Annotated in this window: 10 protein-coding genes and 2 tRNA genes; 10 read left to right on the top strand and 2 right to left on the bottom strand. The window is 58.6% G+C overall.

The genetic code is table 11. From position 1 onward, the window contains the following. Positions 1–309 precede the first annotated feature (309 nt). Entirely contained in the window at positions 310–2,328 is a 2,019-nt protein-coding gene (locus BGC09_RS02315) for an APC family permease (RefSeq protein ID WP_069801698.1), read from the top strand. A 293-nt stretch (positions 2,329–2,621) separates the two neighbouring features. Continuing rightward, a complete protein-coding gene (locus tag BGC09_RS02320) occupies positions 2,622–3,545 on the top strand; it encodes a class I fructose-bisphosphate aldolase (protein WP_069801700.1) in 924 nt (307 codons plus the stop codon). A gap of 297 nt (positions 3,546–3,842) precedes the next feature. Here the strand turns inward: BGC09_RS02320 and BGC09_RS02325 are convergent, their stop codons facing one another. After that, positions 3,843–5,219, bottom strand: a complete 1,377-nt coding sequence (locus tag BGC09_RS02325) for an MFS transporter (RefSeq protein ID WP_069801702.1) — start codon at positions 5,217–5,219, stop codon at positions 3,843–3,845. 416 nt (positions 5,220–5,635) lie between these two features. On the opposite strand from BGC09_RS02325, the gene BGC09_RS02330 reads away from it, so the two are divergent. The 8 genes from BGC09_RS02330 to zwf all read left to right on the top strand — a co-directional run bounded on the left by BGC09_RS02330 (position 5,636) and on the right by zwf (position 13,415). Beyond that, on the top strand, positions 5,636–6,898 hold the full coding sequence (locus tag BGC09_RS02330; protein WP_069801704.1) for an MFS transporter: 1,263 nt from the start codon (positions 5,636–5,638) through the stop codon (positions 6,896–6,898). Positions 6,899–7,032: 134 nt separating this feature from the next. Further along, a tRNA-Glu gene (locus BGC09_RS02335) sits at positions 7,033–7,106 on the top strand. A gap of 293 nt (positions 7,107–7,399) precedes the next feature. Then, positions 7,400–7,473, top strand: a tRNA-Glu gene (locus BGC09_RS02340). Positions 7,474–7,768: 295 nt separating this feature from the next. After that, the gene (locus tag BGC09_RS02345; RefSeq protein ID WP_069801706.1) at positions 7,769–8,164 is read left to right on the top strand and encodes a cupredoxin domain-containing protein; all 396 of its coding nucleotides are present in this window, start codon (positions 7,769–7,771) and stop codon (positions 8,162–8,164) included. A 451-nt stretch (positions 8,165–8,615) separates the two neighbouring features. Then, the gene (locus BGC09_RS22445; RefSeq protein WP_141727597.1) at positions 8,616–9,302 is read left to right on the top strand and encodes a hypothetical protein; all 687 of its coding nucleotides are present in this window, start codon (positions 8,616–8,618) and stop codon (positions 9,300–9,302) included. A gap of 373 nt (positions 9,303–9,675) precedes the next feature. Continuing rightward, positions 9,676–10,650: a hypothetical protein gene (locus BGC09_RS02350; RefSeq protein WP_069801708.1), complete on the top strand. Its 975-nt coding sequence runs from the start codon at positions 9,676–9,678 to the stop codon at positions 10,648–10,650. 205 nt (positions 10,651–10,855) lie between these two features. After that, positions 10,856–11,305: a hypothetical protein gene (locus BGC09_RS02355; protein WP_069801710.1), complete on the top strand. Its 450-nt coding sequence runs from the start codon at positions 10,856–10,858 to the stop codon at positions 11,303–11,305. Between the two features lie 532 nt (positions 11,306–11,837). Continuing rightward, a complete protein-coding gene (gene zwf, locus BGC09_RS02360) occupies positions 11,838–13,415 on the top strand; it encodes a glucose-6-phosphate dehydrogenase (protein ID WP_069801712.1) in 1,578 nt (525 codons plus the stop codon). A gap of 127 nt (positions 13,416–13,542) precedes the next feature. Here the strand turns inward: zwf and BGC09_RS02365 are convergent, their stop codons facing one another. Beyond that, complete coding sequence (locus BGC09_RS02365; protein ID WP_069801714.1) at positions 13,543–13,767, bottom strand: hypothetical protein; 225 nt, start codon at positions 13,765–13,767, stop codon at positions 13,543–13,545. Between the last annotated feature and the right edge of the window lie 183 nt (positions 13,768–13,950).

Here is a 13,950-nt window from a genome sequence, read left to right on the forward strand (position 1 = left end):
CTCTCCCGCCACGCCACCAGGCAGATGCGAGCGCCTGTCACCAGGTCTGTCCGACCAGTGAAACAACGTGATTACCCGAGAAACATTTCTTTGGCTTAGAACGGTTGAGCGGCAGCGAAGTAACAATGGCTGCGCTTTGACCAATGGCCCCGACTGAGACGTTTTCCCCTTGCCCCGGGTGAAGATTGCATGTTACAGTTATAGCCGGAACTACCGACGCGGCGGCTCAGGTTCCTACCCCTATTGGGTTAACCCAAAAAGGGGAGGGGCACACCCCAAGATCCTCTGAGCTCAGCTAAGGACTCTACAATGCAGGAATCGGTGACACAGGCAACAACAACAGACCAGTCGCAGGAGCATCAGCCAGGCCGTGGCCGCCTCGGCCCCCTGCTTTGCTGGGCGGTCGTCTTCGCCGACATCGGCACCTCAGTGTACTATACACCCGGCATCCTCTACGTTACTGTGGGGAAACTGGCCGGGTTCTTTGTCCTCCTCACAATGTTCGTCTTCGTACTGCTCACCCTCAAGTACGCTGAGGTCTCGGCGCGTTTCCCCCAAGGTGGCGGCGTTGTCAGTGTGGCAGCCCACGCCCTGAATCCCTGGTTCGGCGCCTTGGGCGGTATGTTCATTCTCGTGGACTACTTCTTGACGGCGGCTTTGAGCTGTCTCTCAGGCATCTTTTATTTCAGCGTTGTCTTCCCAGCCCTGGGGCCTAACGCTCTCTGGATCACGATCGCCGTGCTGGCCCTCTTGGGCTTTCTGAACTGGATCGGCATCACAGAAAGTGCGACGGTGAGCTTGATCGGCGCCTTGATCGCCTTTGTTAGCGATCTGGCCATTCTCGTCACGGTCTTTAGCCATATCTCGCCCGCTGAGGCCCTCCAGCTCTTCGAAAGCATGTTCGCGGGCAACGCCGTGACCCCGGTCAAGCTGCTGGTCGGCTTCGGAGGGGCCTTTCTGGCTTTCTCGGGCCTGGAGAGTATCTCTCAGCTGTCGCCGGTTATGAAGACACCACGCAAAAGGGTCGCCGGCCTGGCGCTGCTGGTGGTCGTCGTTACGATCGGCCTCACCAGCCCCCTGCTGACAACTTTCTCTACGCTCCTGCAACCTCAGGAGGCGGCTGACCCCCTCAAGAATAGCCAGCTTGTCTCGCTGCTGGCCGGCCACTGGGGCAATATCTGGCTCCAGAGTGAGGTGGCAATCAGCGCTAGCGCTTTGCTGGTCTTCGCGAGTAATACTGCGATTATCGGCGCTTACCATGTTTTCATGGCCCTTTCGCGCATGGAGTTCTTGCCCTCCTTCGTGCTGAAGCGGAACCGCCTGCGTGGCACACCTCACTATTCGATCGCCCTGGCTACCGGCGTTCCAATCCTGGTCTTGTTGTTGGTTCACGGCCAGCTGGACTTGCTCGGCGATATGTACGCCTTTGGCCTGCTGGGAGCCTTCTCGTTGACCTGCCTCGGCCTGGATGTCGTTCGCTGGCGCGAGCGCCACACGGCGCAGAATCGCGCTGCCGCCCTGGCAGAGCTGCGCGCGAGCAGCCAGAATGGTCATGCACCTACAGAGACGGATCTGGCGCTCACTTCCGAGAGTGGCCTGGCCCTTAATGGCCACCATGAGCTTCAGGCCCCACGACACCCCACTCACGGCGAGATTGTGGAGCGCTCCGAGCGCTCGTACGAGGGCTGGCGCGGCCTCTGGTATACCATCGATTTCTATCTGGGGATCATTACCACTTTCCTGGTGACACTGGCCTGGTCGATTAATCTGGTGGCCAAGCCACTGGCTACGGCCTTCGGCGGCTCGGTCGCTCTCCTGGGCATGGGGGTAGCTTTCTATAACTACCGCAGCCACCGCCTGATGGGCCGCCTGCCTGTGCCAGTAACCACAATTGAGGACCACCTCCACGGCTCCATTCTGGCTGTGCTGACAGCCCACAATCCTCATAACGAGGATGTGATCCGTACAGCAATCCACAGTGCCGACGGGCGCCCGGTGGTCTTTCTCTATGTCGGCGAGCCGCGCGTGGCTCGCACGCCACGCCTCTTCGAGGTAGTTGATCCCTACCTGGAGGATGAACAGGCCAAAGAACTCTTCGGCAAGGCCGAGAGCCAGGCTCGCCGCGCTAAAATCAGTACTCGCCGCTACGTCTACCGCCCCTATGAGCCGGGAACAATCGCCCGCGTCTGGCAGATCGTTCACCCTCACGATACGATTGTTCCCGCGAACGAGGTGCCCAGGATCGAGGATATCAATCCCGATCGCATCAGTTACGAGATTACGCCAGGTGGCGGCATGCAGGTCGCACATATGGTGAAGCGTTGGTAAAGTAATGAGGTCGGCAGGCGTTCAAGAGGCCCTCAGCTAGAGGGCGCCGCCGCTCGACTCATGCCAACCGGTCGCCTCAATGCAGAGTGGGCACAGAGCCATGCCCACTCGTAGGGGAGCAGGGCCCACAGCCTGGCCGAGCGACTCGCGCGGTCGCCACTGTCCGCCTCGCTCGGGGCTGCGGTTCTAACCGTGGTACAATAAAGGTTGTGAACTCTCTCTAGCTGAGCTACGCTGACAGATCCTGTTTACCAACGTATTTGTCGCTGTTGATGGAGGAAGGAGCAACACGTATGAACGAGCGCATTCGCGAGATTCTAAGCTGGTACGCCGGCGAGAACCCCGGCGTCTTAACGAACCTGGCCCGTATTCTGAATCATGGCCGCCTGGGAGGAACCGGGAAGCTGGTGATCTTGCCAGTCGATCAGGGCTTCGAGCATGGCCCTGCGCGGAGCTTCGCGCCGAACCCGGCTGGCTATGATCCTCGCTACCATTTCCAGCTGGCGATCGAGTCTGGCTGCAATGCCTACGCTGCCCCCCTGGGCTTCCTGGAGGCCGGCGCCGCAGAGTTCGCTGGCGAGATCCCTCTCATTCTGAAGTGCAATAACCACGACCTGCTCTACGAGTCACGCGATCCTCTGCCAGCTCTCACTTCGAGCGTCGAGGATGCTCTGCGCCTCGGTTGCTCGGCGATCGGCTTTACAATCTATCCCGGCTCGGCTGCCCGCGATACGATGTATGAGGAGCTGCGCGAGCTGACTCGCCAGGCCAAGGACCACGGCCTGGCCGTGGTGGTCTGGTCCTATCCCCGCGGCAGTGGCCTGAGCAAGGAGGGCGAGACAGCCATCGATGTGGTCTCCTATGCCGTGCATATCGCCGCCCAGCTCGGCGCAAACATCATTAAGGTGAAGCTCCCCAGTGAGAAGATTGAAAAGCCGGAGGCGCAAAAGGTTTACCAGAAGTATGAAATTCCGATCGCTACCCTGGCTGATCGCGTGCGCCATGTCGTCCAGAGCGCCTTTAATGGCCGGCGCATTGTGATCTTCTCGGGCGGGCCGGCGGCTGCCGACGAGCAGGTCTTTGAGGAGGTGCGCGCCATTCGCGATGGCGGCGGCTTCGGCTCGATCATTGGTCGCAATTCTTTCCAGCGCCGCAAGGAGGAGGCCCTGCGCTTCCTGAGCACCGTGATGGGCATCTACGAGGGGTCGAGCCGCTAGGCGTAGCTGTCCTGCCCACAAGCGCGCTGGGTTGCGTTGTCCAGCGCTGCTGCCTGAAATGTCCCTGGGGCGGGTCACTTTGGTTTGGAAGCGACCCGCCCTGGTTATTGCTTTGGCTCAGCGCTAGAATGGGCAGCAAGCAGCTCGGCCCGCCTCAGCGCTTGACCTGGCTACCTGTTTTTCTTTTCCAGAATGGCTTGTTTCCCTCACCATCCTGCCTTCTTGTTCGCTTGTTTGCCTCTTTTCGCCTTGTCTGGACTGCCCCTTGAGCGGGTTTGCTCCGCGTTGACTGCTCTGCTAGCGCGCTCCCCGGACCTGCTTGATGGCGAGGGTGCCGATGGCAAAATAGAGCGTGGTCACAGCAAAGAGGACAGTGTAGCCGAGATGATTGGGCAGGCTCTGCAGTAGCTGGAGGATGACGCCGCCGATGGCCGTCCCTATGACCTGGGGGAGAATGCCCATCATTGACCAGAAGCCCATAAATTTACCGGCCTCGTTGGTTGGTGGCAGCACATCGGTGGTCAAGGCCCAGTCGACGCTCGTGTAGGCCCCGAAGCCGATACCGAAGATGAGACCCGCAATTAAAGCTCCATATTGGGTCTGAAAGAAGATGAAGACCAGACAGACAATGGCCATCATTGCCCCAGAAAGATAGACCAGTCCTTTACGGCCCCAGTGATCCGAGGCCCAACCGCCGACGATCGAGGTCAACAGAGCCGTGAGCAAGAGCGCCGGTTGAAAGACGAGTCCGTTGAAGAACTCACCCGAGAAAGGGGTATTGTAGATAATGGTCCGTACCCCGGGCCCTCCCAGAACGTTGTCAAAGTAGTATTGCAGGAAGTAGTAGACGGTCCAGATCCCCATCATGACAAGAAGCCTGGCGAGCAGTACCCAGGCCATGTCAGGATAGTGGAGGGGATTGAAGAGAAAGCGTCTGACGAAGCGTCTGAAGCTGAAACGCTCCTGACCTACCAGGGAGAGGGGCGTTTCTTTGACGGTGAGAACCGTGTAGGCAACGAAGATGATCTGGACAGCAGCAATAAGGAGGAAGATCTGAACAATCTCTTGACGGTAAACGGGAAGGGGATCGTGCTTGTTGACAATGGCTCCAGCTACCAGCGAGCCGACGGCTGTTCCCAGGAGCGAAAGAAGTCCATTGAAGCCGGCAGCAAGGCCACGCTGGCTCTGGGGAACTTTGTCAGCAATGATAGCGCTCCAGGGAGAGTTAGCGACGTTGTTGGTGATCTGGAGAAGAATGAAGAGGACGGCAAAGAGGACGAGCAAGGCCGTCGAGCTGGCCCAGCCGGGGGCAAAGGCGAAAGCTACCAGGACGACGATATTGAAGATGGTGCCGATGATCATGAAGGGACGCCGCCGCCCCAGGCGGAAGGTGGCATAGTCAGAGATGGCCCCGATCAGCGGATTGACAATTACGGCGACAATGGTCCCCCAAAGAACAACAGTGGTGAGGTTGATGGCTTCCTGGCTGACCGGCAGGAATTTGGCCACCATGCTGGGGATGACAATGGCCAGCAGCGCCTGCCAGTGAAAGTTGTTGGCGAACCAAAAGACGTTGATGTTAATATGTTCGAGGAGCGACACTCGACGGATGGGAAGCTCCGCAGCCGCTGCGGCGCTCATGGCCACTTCGCCTGAGTCTTTGCCGATTTCCATGAGGTTTCTCCCCCTCTCTTCTCTTGGCCTGGGTCTGACCTCCGGTCTGGCTGACGGCTCAGACACGGGTGAGAGACCAGCTGATCTGCCTTGCCAACGCTGGCGGCACACTACATTGCCTCTCCCTCTGCCCGTGCTTATAGCAAGACTGTACCCGCTCCTCTGCACATCTGTCAAGTCTTGACTCTCTATGCCCTCTTCTGCCCGCATATGACCCCGGCTGCCAGGCACTTGACGCCCCGCTCTCTGGCTGGCATCCTTTTTCTGCGTGGAGCAGGGAGATGGTCCAGGCGACAATCGCCAGCGGCGGCCTCTCCGGGACCGCGTCGCCAGGCTGCGGCTTCGCTCCGTGATCCGCAAGTCTGGTCATGACTGCTCGTGCTTGCTCCAGTCTGGTTAGCAAGGAAGGGTTCTTGATGCACTTTTTCTCATTTGAAACACGACGCAGTGCACCCTGGCGTATTTTTGCAGCCTGTCTGACGCTGCTGATTCTGACAGTGCAATACACGAATTATAGCCCGCTGATCCCCGAGCTGCGAGCCACGCTACAGATCAGCGCCGGTGAGGTCGGCCTCTTCTCAACCCTCCTCTTCCTGGGTCTTTCCCTGGCCTATTTGCCTGCAGGCGTGCTGATCGATCGCTACGGCGCTCGTCCGGTGCTGCTGGCCTCGACGCTGCTGGCCACCGGCGGGGCTTTGTTGTTTCCCTTGATTCCACACTTCGGCTGGTTGTTGGCGATGCGGCTCGTGACGGGGTTGGGAATCGGTGGGGCTTTCGTGGCGGGCGCCAGCGTGGCGGCAGGCACTGGTCGCCTGGCGGCCCTGGGCCAGGGTCTCTACGGCGGCTCAACTCAGGTCGGGGCGGGCCTGGGCCTGCTCCTGAGTCCTTATCTTGCACGGCTGTTCGGCTGGCGCGGTGCTTTCTTTTGCTGGGGCTTGCCGGGCCTGCTCGGCGCGGTGATCTGGCTGCTGGTGGACGTTGAGGAGCAGCGCCCGCTGCGCCAGGGAGGACTCAGAGACGGGCTACGTTCGAGAGCGGTTTGGAGTCTGGGACTGGCCCACATGGGGACCTTCGGTTTGGGGAACGCCATCGCTACCTGGCTCGCACTCTACCTGGTGCAGTTGGATCACCTGCCGCTGACGCTCGCAGCGACCTGTGGCTCGCTGGCCTTGCTGAGCGGCATGCTCTTCCGTCCGTTAGGGGGCCTGGTCCTTGGGCGGCACTGGCTGGGAAGTATCACCCTCCTGCGTCTGATGGCCTTGCTCTGCTCGGGAGGTGTCATCTGCCTGGCACTGCCCTGGCATAGCACCCTGCTGAGCGGAATCGGCATCACTTTGACAGCGATTGGCTCTAGCGCTCCCTACGCGGCCATCTTCAATGAGGCCGCTTCGCTGCGCAGCGTTGGCAAAGGCGTGGCCCAAAGCCTGGTGAGCGTGATCTCTTCGCCTACGCTGATCATGGGTCCACCCCTGATCGGTTTCTTGCTCGACCAGACGGCCAGTTACAGCGACGCTTTCGGGACAATGCTCCTCTTTAGCGCCGTGGCCATTGTTGCCGCACTGGTCGCTGGACCAGCTACCGCCCGCGAGCAGTGGAGCGCCTCCTATCCTGCGATTGACCCTATTCAAGGCGCAGCGACTACCTCGGATGACCCTTTGCCCTCCACTCGCAGCGAATGACTGGCAGCAAACCTGCAGCCAGCTGGCCTCGATTTTAGCCAGCACGCGCGATGGTGGTCCCTGTGAGAAAAGTACTTGACAAATGGCAAAGGGTAGGATATGATACTTGCCGTCAGCAAGTGAGTCGCTCATGTGGCGCATTCGTCTAGCGGTCTAGGACACCGCCCTCTCAAGGCGGAGATCACGGGTTCAAATCCCGTATGCGCTACCCCTTCCTGCCCGAGGCGTGCGCCTCGGGCCTTTTACTGTTGCGTGCTCCTTTCTCCTTCTCTACCGCACCACCGTCTTAGCAATCAAGCCATACGCTCGTCTGTATCCATCCCCCTCCCCTCCGATCCGCTGCTTTCGCAGGAGAGTACTCCAGGGCTTCGGCCCAGGCGGCCTTCAACCACCTCACTGCCGGGCTTTTTCACCGGAAACCCTTGACAGATGGCCACGAATAAGGTATGATAACCGCTGCCAGCAGGTGAGCACCTGCTGACGCAAGTGAATCGCTCACGTGGCGCATTCGTCTAGCGGTCTAGGACACCGCCCTCTCAAGGCGGAGATCACGGGTTCAAATCCCGTATGCGCTACCCTTCCTGCCCGAGGCTCACTGGTCGGCTACGCCTCGGGCCTTTTACTTTTGCTTGCGCGGCAGCTCCAGCGCACGACCTTACGCAAGGAGAGGTCCTTTTCTCTTCTCGCCACCGCTGGCTTTTGCTATAGTTATTAACAGGGCACCGCACCCGTTCATGCAGCGGGCACTGCACTACCTACCTGGCCAGTGACGCTGGCTCCCGGATCAGCTGGCCCGTGCCAGGCTGATGACAGCAGGATCTCGCTCGCCTGCCCCTTGCTATCTCTCCATGACGAAAGGGATGTCTTTCTATGTATAAAAAGGTTGTTACGGGTCTGGTACTTCTGGGACTCCTCACACTGGTTCTGGCAGCCTGCGGTATTCGCGATACCGCCGCGGGTGCTGCAAACACTGGTCCGACGGTGAAGATGAGTTCAACAGCGTTCGAGGTAACGCAGATCACCATCAAGAAGGGCCAGGCGCTTACTCTGGTGGACGATGTGGCCGTTCCTCATGTGATTAAAAACGGTGTCTGGAAAGGCTCTAACCCCGCAGTGGAGAAGGAGGGTGGCGCCCCCACAGTGGATCTGAACTTCAATGGAGTTCAGGGCGAAAGCGCCAGTACTCCGCCTTTCACCACCGCTGGCACCTATCATCTGCTCTGTACCATCCATCCCAATATGCAGCTTACTGTGATCGTCCAGTAGCAGGACCAGCGAGGCCGTTCCCAGACTAGCCAGAAACCGCACGGTTTGTGCATGAGCAGGAGGCCGCTGAAGGCGCCCCTTTGATGTGGAACAGCGGCCCACCGCATAGAAGCGAGAGGGCCGGGTCGCCGGAGATCGCTCTTTCCTGCCACTGAGGACAGGAAGCCCTCTGGTCCGCCGGCCCTCGCATTGAGGTCTTCTTCCCCCCAGGTCTCCCTTGCCATCGGATGCCGTTGCTTCCTCCCCCGAGCTATCTCCCCAGGCGAGCAGCAGCCGCTACTGCGGGTCCTACTTACCCGCTAGTACTTTTTGTCACAAGCAGCCGCTGATCTGTGGCTGGACAGGGCCAGTATGCTATACTCAAGTCAGCCTAAGCAGCGGCCCCTCCTCCGGCAGCCTGAAATGCTGGCTGAATAGAAAGCAGTTGCTGCTATCTTGTAGATGATGACTGATGAAGAGGACACCTTTTCCTTCTTCCATTTATAAAAGTGTATTGAAGTTTAGCTCTCTGGGTCTGTTTTTAGCTTTTTGCGCAGTAATTGCAGCCTGCGGCAATAATAGCTCGCAAGCGAACCTGGAGAGTCCGAGCGCAACGGCTACCATTGTCTTTGGCACGAACGATTCTCCCACACCGTCCCTGCCAGACTATCTCTGTGGCGCGTGGGCAACCGATACAACACCGCGTCTCAGCCAGACTAAGATGATCATGGTTTATGCGAAGTTTGTGCACACCGTCGATGGGAACCCTGTGGGAGTGGGAGATGCAACTGCGACAGCCACAGTGCGCTGGTGGGATGGCAGCAAGACGACGCAAACAGCGCAAACAACCAGCGACGGCCTGGCCGTATTTTCAGTCCCACCCCGAGCGGACTCGATCGGTAAGCTGACGCTGGTGAATGTGACCTTCAGTAAAGCAGGGACGCCAGGCTGCACTGTGCCTCAGCCCGCCTATTTCACAATTAGTGAGGGCGCGGCACCCACAGTGACCAGGACGGCTAGCCCGCAGGCAACCGGCAGCCCGACGCAGGGGACGCCAACGGCTACGGCTACTGCCTCTCCCTCGCCGTCCCCAAGCGTGACGGTCACCGTGACACCTCCTCCTGGCTCACCCCGGGGAACGGTCACACCTCGTCCGTGAGATCTTTCTCTGGCTCGCTTGCCAGGTAGCGAGTTGAGGAGCGACCCGGCCCAGCGCTCGAAGGCACGCAGGCATAAGATGCCAGGAGCGTCTGAGGCCGGGCCGCTTTTTTGCCTGCACTTCTCTTCTCTCAGGAGCGTTTCCCGCCACTGTCCCGGACGACACAAGGCTAGATCCCTTGAAACCTCTCTTAATTCGAGGCATAATTGCTGTAGAGAGAACTGTACCGGCGTGATATGCTTCTACCTCGCTGCTCCTTCAAGCAGGTTAAGAAGCGTGCTATACTATCATGTGATAGATAGTGTTTGCTGATATCTCTCCATTGTTCAAGACGAAGGCTGTTTCAGGCGTATTTAGATATAGGAAAAGTACCATGACACGCTCTTCAGAGGAGAGACCACCCGAGCGACGTATTCCAACCCCCGACGAGAGTCAGCACTCAGCCAACGAGTATGAGGCCGCCTCCGCCAGCACGCTCAAGTCGTGGTCAAGCGGTCAGAACCGCGAGATCGGCCTGGCCCAGGCCCGTAACCTTCAACGCCAGCTTGTCATACTGCGCGAGGAGAATAAGCGCCTGCGCGGTGAGCTGGCCGAGCAGCGCGCCGAGCTGGAACGCCTGGTCACCGCTTATAACGCCCAACAGGCCAGCTTCGATGAGGAACTGGCCGCCCTGAAAGAGGGACACCAGCAACAGATCGAACAGTATCAAGCCCACCTCCGCGATATGTTGGCTGAGAATCGCCAACTCCAGGCGGAGAAGCAACGCATTCAAGAGCAGTATAAAGATCTTCAGAGGAGTTTTCAGCAGTCAGTCGAGGAAGAAGCCCACAAAATGATTGCTGAGGCGGCCAATACGATCATCATGCGCCCTGAGCATGTTCCTTCCCTGCTTCAGGATGTTAAAAAGACAATTGAGTTGCAGATACGCCAGGAAGAAGATAAACAGGCCGCCGCCACCCTCTATCTGATCCGCAATGCCCAGCTCCGGGCCCGCGAGCTTGAAGAGGAGCTGGCCCGCGAACGCCAGCAAATCGCCAGCGAGCGCCAGCAGCTTTTGCAGATGCAGCAGAGTATTCGCGAGCAGGCCGAGCTCCGCTACAAGACCCTGACCTCCCACCTTGGCGGACGCTGGTCGTTGGCTGTGACCCTCTCGGTTCTCTTGCTCATCGTACCTCTTCCAGTGCTTCAGTCGCTCTTCTACTTCGTCTTACACTTCTCAACAGCTGTTTCCTTCTACGTCCCAATTCTGATCTGCCTGGGACTGGTCGCCATCTTCGCCCGCCTCCGCGTCGCAATGGCAACATACTACGCCAGCGCTCCTAGAAAATCTTCTACTTCTAAAACTTGATATACTGCAAGCATAGGAGATGTGGCTCATAGCAACTCCCTTCTTGCCCTTCTCTCCCCTATTTTTCTTGTATAACAAGAAAACCTGAATTACTCTAGACAAATCTTTGTCTTTCATGTACCCTATTCAGAGGGAGAGTAACAACTCCCTAGTCTACGGTCGCTGCCCCCGTTCGTGGCAAGGAAGGAACGGAAAGGGGAAGGTTATGTCGAATCAGTTGCAACTGGAACAGGCCACTGAACAGGACGAGATCATCAATGAGGTCTGCGACTTAGCCAGCAAGCTGGCCAGTGTCTTCCATGAGCCTCCCTGCTACTGGACCGCCGCCATGCTCCGCAAGTGCTATCAGCAATCATACCTGGCTTTCTCCGAGGCGCTACGCTCGCCCAGGGAGCAGCGTCGGCACTGGTGGGTCATTCACTATGCAGACATGGCGCTCTATGCGCTCTGTTGCCGCGCTGAAGGAAGCTTTGAGGAACTGGAGGACTTTCAGGATGTCACCCAGGCCCTCAATCGCACCTATGGGTATCGCATCACCCTCCGGCAGGCCGCGAATGCCGCTATTGCTCGCCATTCGCTCTACCTGCGCGGCTCCCTGCCCTCGCGCGAAGAGACTCGGCGCGCCGTGTTGGAGGCTCTTCACATTGAAGCCTGACGCCTGTCCCTGGCCCGGCTTCTTCTCTCCCTCTCGTGGTCCAGTCCAAGCATGCCGTCAGCTCACTTGGTGTCTGGCTTTCGCCTGCGCCGCGCCGCACCGCTTTTCCTCGCCGCTCGGCAGACACAGGCGAGAGCTGACGGCACCCCGGTCGTAACCTAGGCCAAGACGCTGAAGCTTCGCCGCCTTTCTGTGAGTGTATTACTTGGGGCCAGGCCAGGGCGGGACTGCGAGCCTTGCTTACACAGCCTGCTCGTTTCTTTTCCGCCATCGCCTGGTCCTCCTACTTACTGATCTCTGCCGTCGATCGTTCCGTTGGGCACGCGCCTGATAGCCTGCCCGTCTTCGCCGGCAGAGCGCTGATTGAGATGTTTCTGGCCAGATAGCAAGATAGCAGCTGGCCAGCCTCTCTGCTACAATGAGGGTAGGGAACACAGAAGACCGCTGGCCGGCCCTTTTCCTTATCCGCAACGTGCCCCTGATCTGATTTAAAAAGACCGGTCCAGACGCCAAGGAAGCAGGAGAGACCTCGATGGCAAATGGTACACAGGTAGAACCCTCCCTTCAGCCTCACGTTATCTGGCAGGATGGTATTCATCCTGAGCCTTGCATTGTGGTCATTTTTGGAGCTACAGGCGATCTGACCCGACGCAAGTTACTCCCAACCCTGGCCCACCTGATGCATGCCCACCCGCAGCCAGAGGGCTTTATGGTGGTCGCTTTCGCCCGTCGCCCTTTCACACAGGAGCAGTGGCGCCAGTTTGTTGTACAGGCTCTCGCTGAGAATAGTCCACCCGAGTTGGGCCTGGATGAGGAGGCCAGACAGTCCTTCGCTCAACGCACTTTCTATTGCCAGGCGAGCTTGAACGAGTCTGCAGGTTATCAGAAACTTGCTCAGCTACTTGAACAGTTGGATCAGCAGTATCAGACCCGCGGCAATCGCATCTTCTATCTGGCTATCCCCCCCGATCTCTACGCCCCAGTGGTGCACCAGCTTGGCGAAAGCGGCCTCGTCCATCGCCCCCACGGCGGTCACCGCCCCAACCATCATGGACCCTGGAGCCGCGTGATCATCGAAAAGCCGTTTGGGCACGATCTCCCTTCTGCTCAGCGACTCAACCGCGAAATTGCCCGCATTTTGCACGAGGATCAGATATACCGGATCGACCACTATATGGGAAAGGAGACAGTGCAGAATATTCTGGCGATGCGCTTCTCAAATGGCGTCTTTGAGCCGCTCTGGAATCAGAAGTATATCGATCACGTGCAGATCCTGGTTGCAGAAGATATCGGTACCGGCGGGCGGGCCGAGTACTATGATAAGGCCGGAGCCATTCGTGATATGGTACAAAATCATATCTTCCAGGTGCTCTGCTTGACGGCAATGGAGCCTCCCGTCGCCTTTGAGGCTGACGCCATTCGCGACGAAAAGGTGAAGCTGCTGCGCGCTATTCCTCCTCTGACGCCCGAGGAGGTGGCGCATCAGGTGGTGCGCGGCCAGTATACGCGCGGAACGATCAACGGTCAGGAGATCCCCGGCTACCGTGAGGAAGAAGGGATTCCTGCCGATTCGTCAACCGAGACCTTTGTGGCGCTCAAGCTCTTTATCGAAAATTGGCGCTGGGCCGATGTACCTTTCTATATTCGTACGGGAAAACGCCTTCCGAAGCGCTGCACTGAGGTGACTATTCAGTTTAAGCGCGTGCCCCATCTGCTCTACAAGCCGAGCGAGGCCCGCGAGCTGGTTCCTAACCGCCTGACGGTACGCATCCAGCCCGAAGAGGGGATCACGTTGAAGTTTGGGGCCAAGGTGCCCGGCGCTGCTCAGCGACTTAAGTCGGTTGATATGACCTTCTCTTATGCGTCAGCTTTCCAGATGGAGCCGCCCGATGCCTACGAGCGTCTGATCGCTGATTGTATGCTTGGGGATTCGACGCTGTTTATCCGCCGCGATGAGATTGAGACCGCCTGGCGCATCATTGACTCTATTACGGCGGCCTGGCAGCAGATGCCGGCGGAGAGCGTGCGTCCCTATGCCGCCGGGACCTGGGGACCAGCCGAGGCGGATGAGCTGATCCAGCGCGATGGTCGCGAGTGGGATACCCCTTGACGGCAGAGCGGCTATGCTGGCTGTTCCGCCCATAGGCTCAGTTCGGGGCCTGGTTCGCTCGACCAGGCCCCTCTCCTCTCCCTGGTTCCAGGGAGGGCGCTAGCCTGGCCAGGGTCCTGCCGTCACCTCACCAGTCGCCATACCCTTCATCGGAGAACTCCGTCACGGAAACAGGACGAGCCACCTTCTCTAGCGATTGCCGCTCTGCATCAACCCCATAAACCATTTCGATCCCTCCGGCAGCCGCCATGACTACAGCCCCCAGCAGGTAGCCGAAGAAGACATTGATGGCTTCGCCAGACTGGATCAGTAGACCAAACCAGCGGCTTGATAATATGCGGGCATCTGGCAACCAATACGTCGATTCTCTCAGCCCCGGTTTCAGCCCCCGCTATTGCTCTCGGACAGGCTCGTGAGCGTCTTTTCGGCACCAGCCGGGGTTTATCTATCTACTGCTTTCGTCTGTAGTCTGTGCAGTCTGCCTGCAATTTTATGGTATCATGTATACAAACAGACACGCTCGCCTCGCTCGTAT

Origin of the sequence: Thermogemmatispora onikobensis, assembly GCF_001748285.1 — a bacterium.
GTDB lineage: Bacteria > Chloroflexota > Ktedonobacteria > Ktedonobacterales > Ktedonobacteraceae > Thermogemmatispora > Thermogemmatispora onikobensis.

Bases quoted from the DNA above. Each gene is read 5' to 3' on its own strand.
- BGC09_RS02315 (WP_069801698.1), top strand. From the start codon at position 310: ATGCAGGAATCGGTGACACAGGCAACAACAACAGACCAGTCGCAGGAG.
- BGC09_RS02320 (WP_069801700.1), top strand. From the start codon at position 2,622: ATGAACGAGCGCATTCGCGAGATTCTAAGCTGGTACGCCGGCGAGAAC.
- BGC09_RS02325 (WP_069801702.1), bottom strand. From the start codon at position 5,219: ATGGAAATCGGCAAAGACTCAGGCGAAGTGGCCATGAGCGCCGCAGCG.
- BGC09_RS02330 (WP_069801704.1), top strand. From the start codon at position 5,636: ATGCACTTTTTCTCATTTGAAACACGACGCAGTGCACCCTGGCGTATT.
- BGC09_RS02345 (WP_069801706.1), top strand. From the start codon at position 7,769: ATGTATAAAAAGGTTGTTACGGGTCTGGTACTTCTGGGACTCCTCACA.
- BGC09_RS22445 (WP_141727597.1), top strand. From the start codon at position 8,616: ATGAAGAGGACACCTTTTCCTTCTTCCATTTATAAAAGTGTATTGAAG.
- BGC09_RS02350 (WP_069801708.1), top strand. From the start codon at position 9,676: ATGACACGCTCTTCAGAGGAGAGACCACCCGAGCGACGTATTCCAACC.
- BGC09_RS02355 (WP_069801710.1), top strand. From the start codon at position 10,856: ATGTCGAATCAGTTGCAACTGGAACAGGCCACTGAACAGGACGAGATC.
- zwf (WP_069801712.1), top strand. From the start codon at position 11,838: ATGGCAAATGGTACACAGGTAGAACCCTCCCTTCAGCCTCACGTTATC.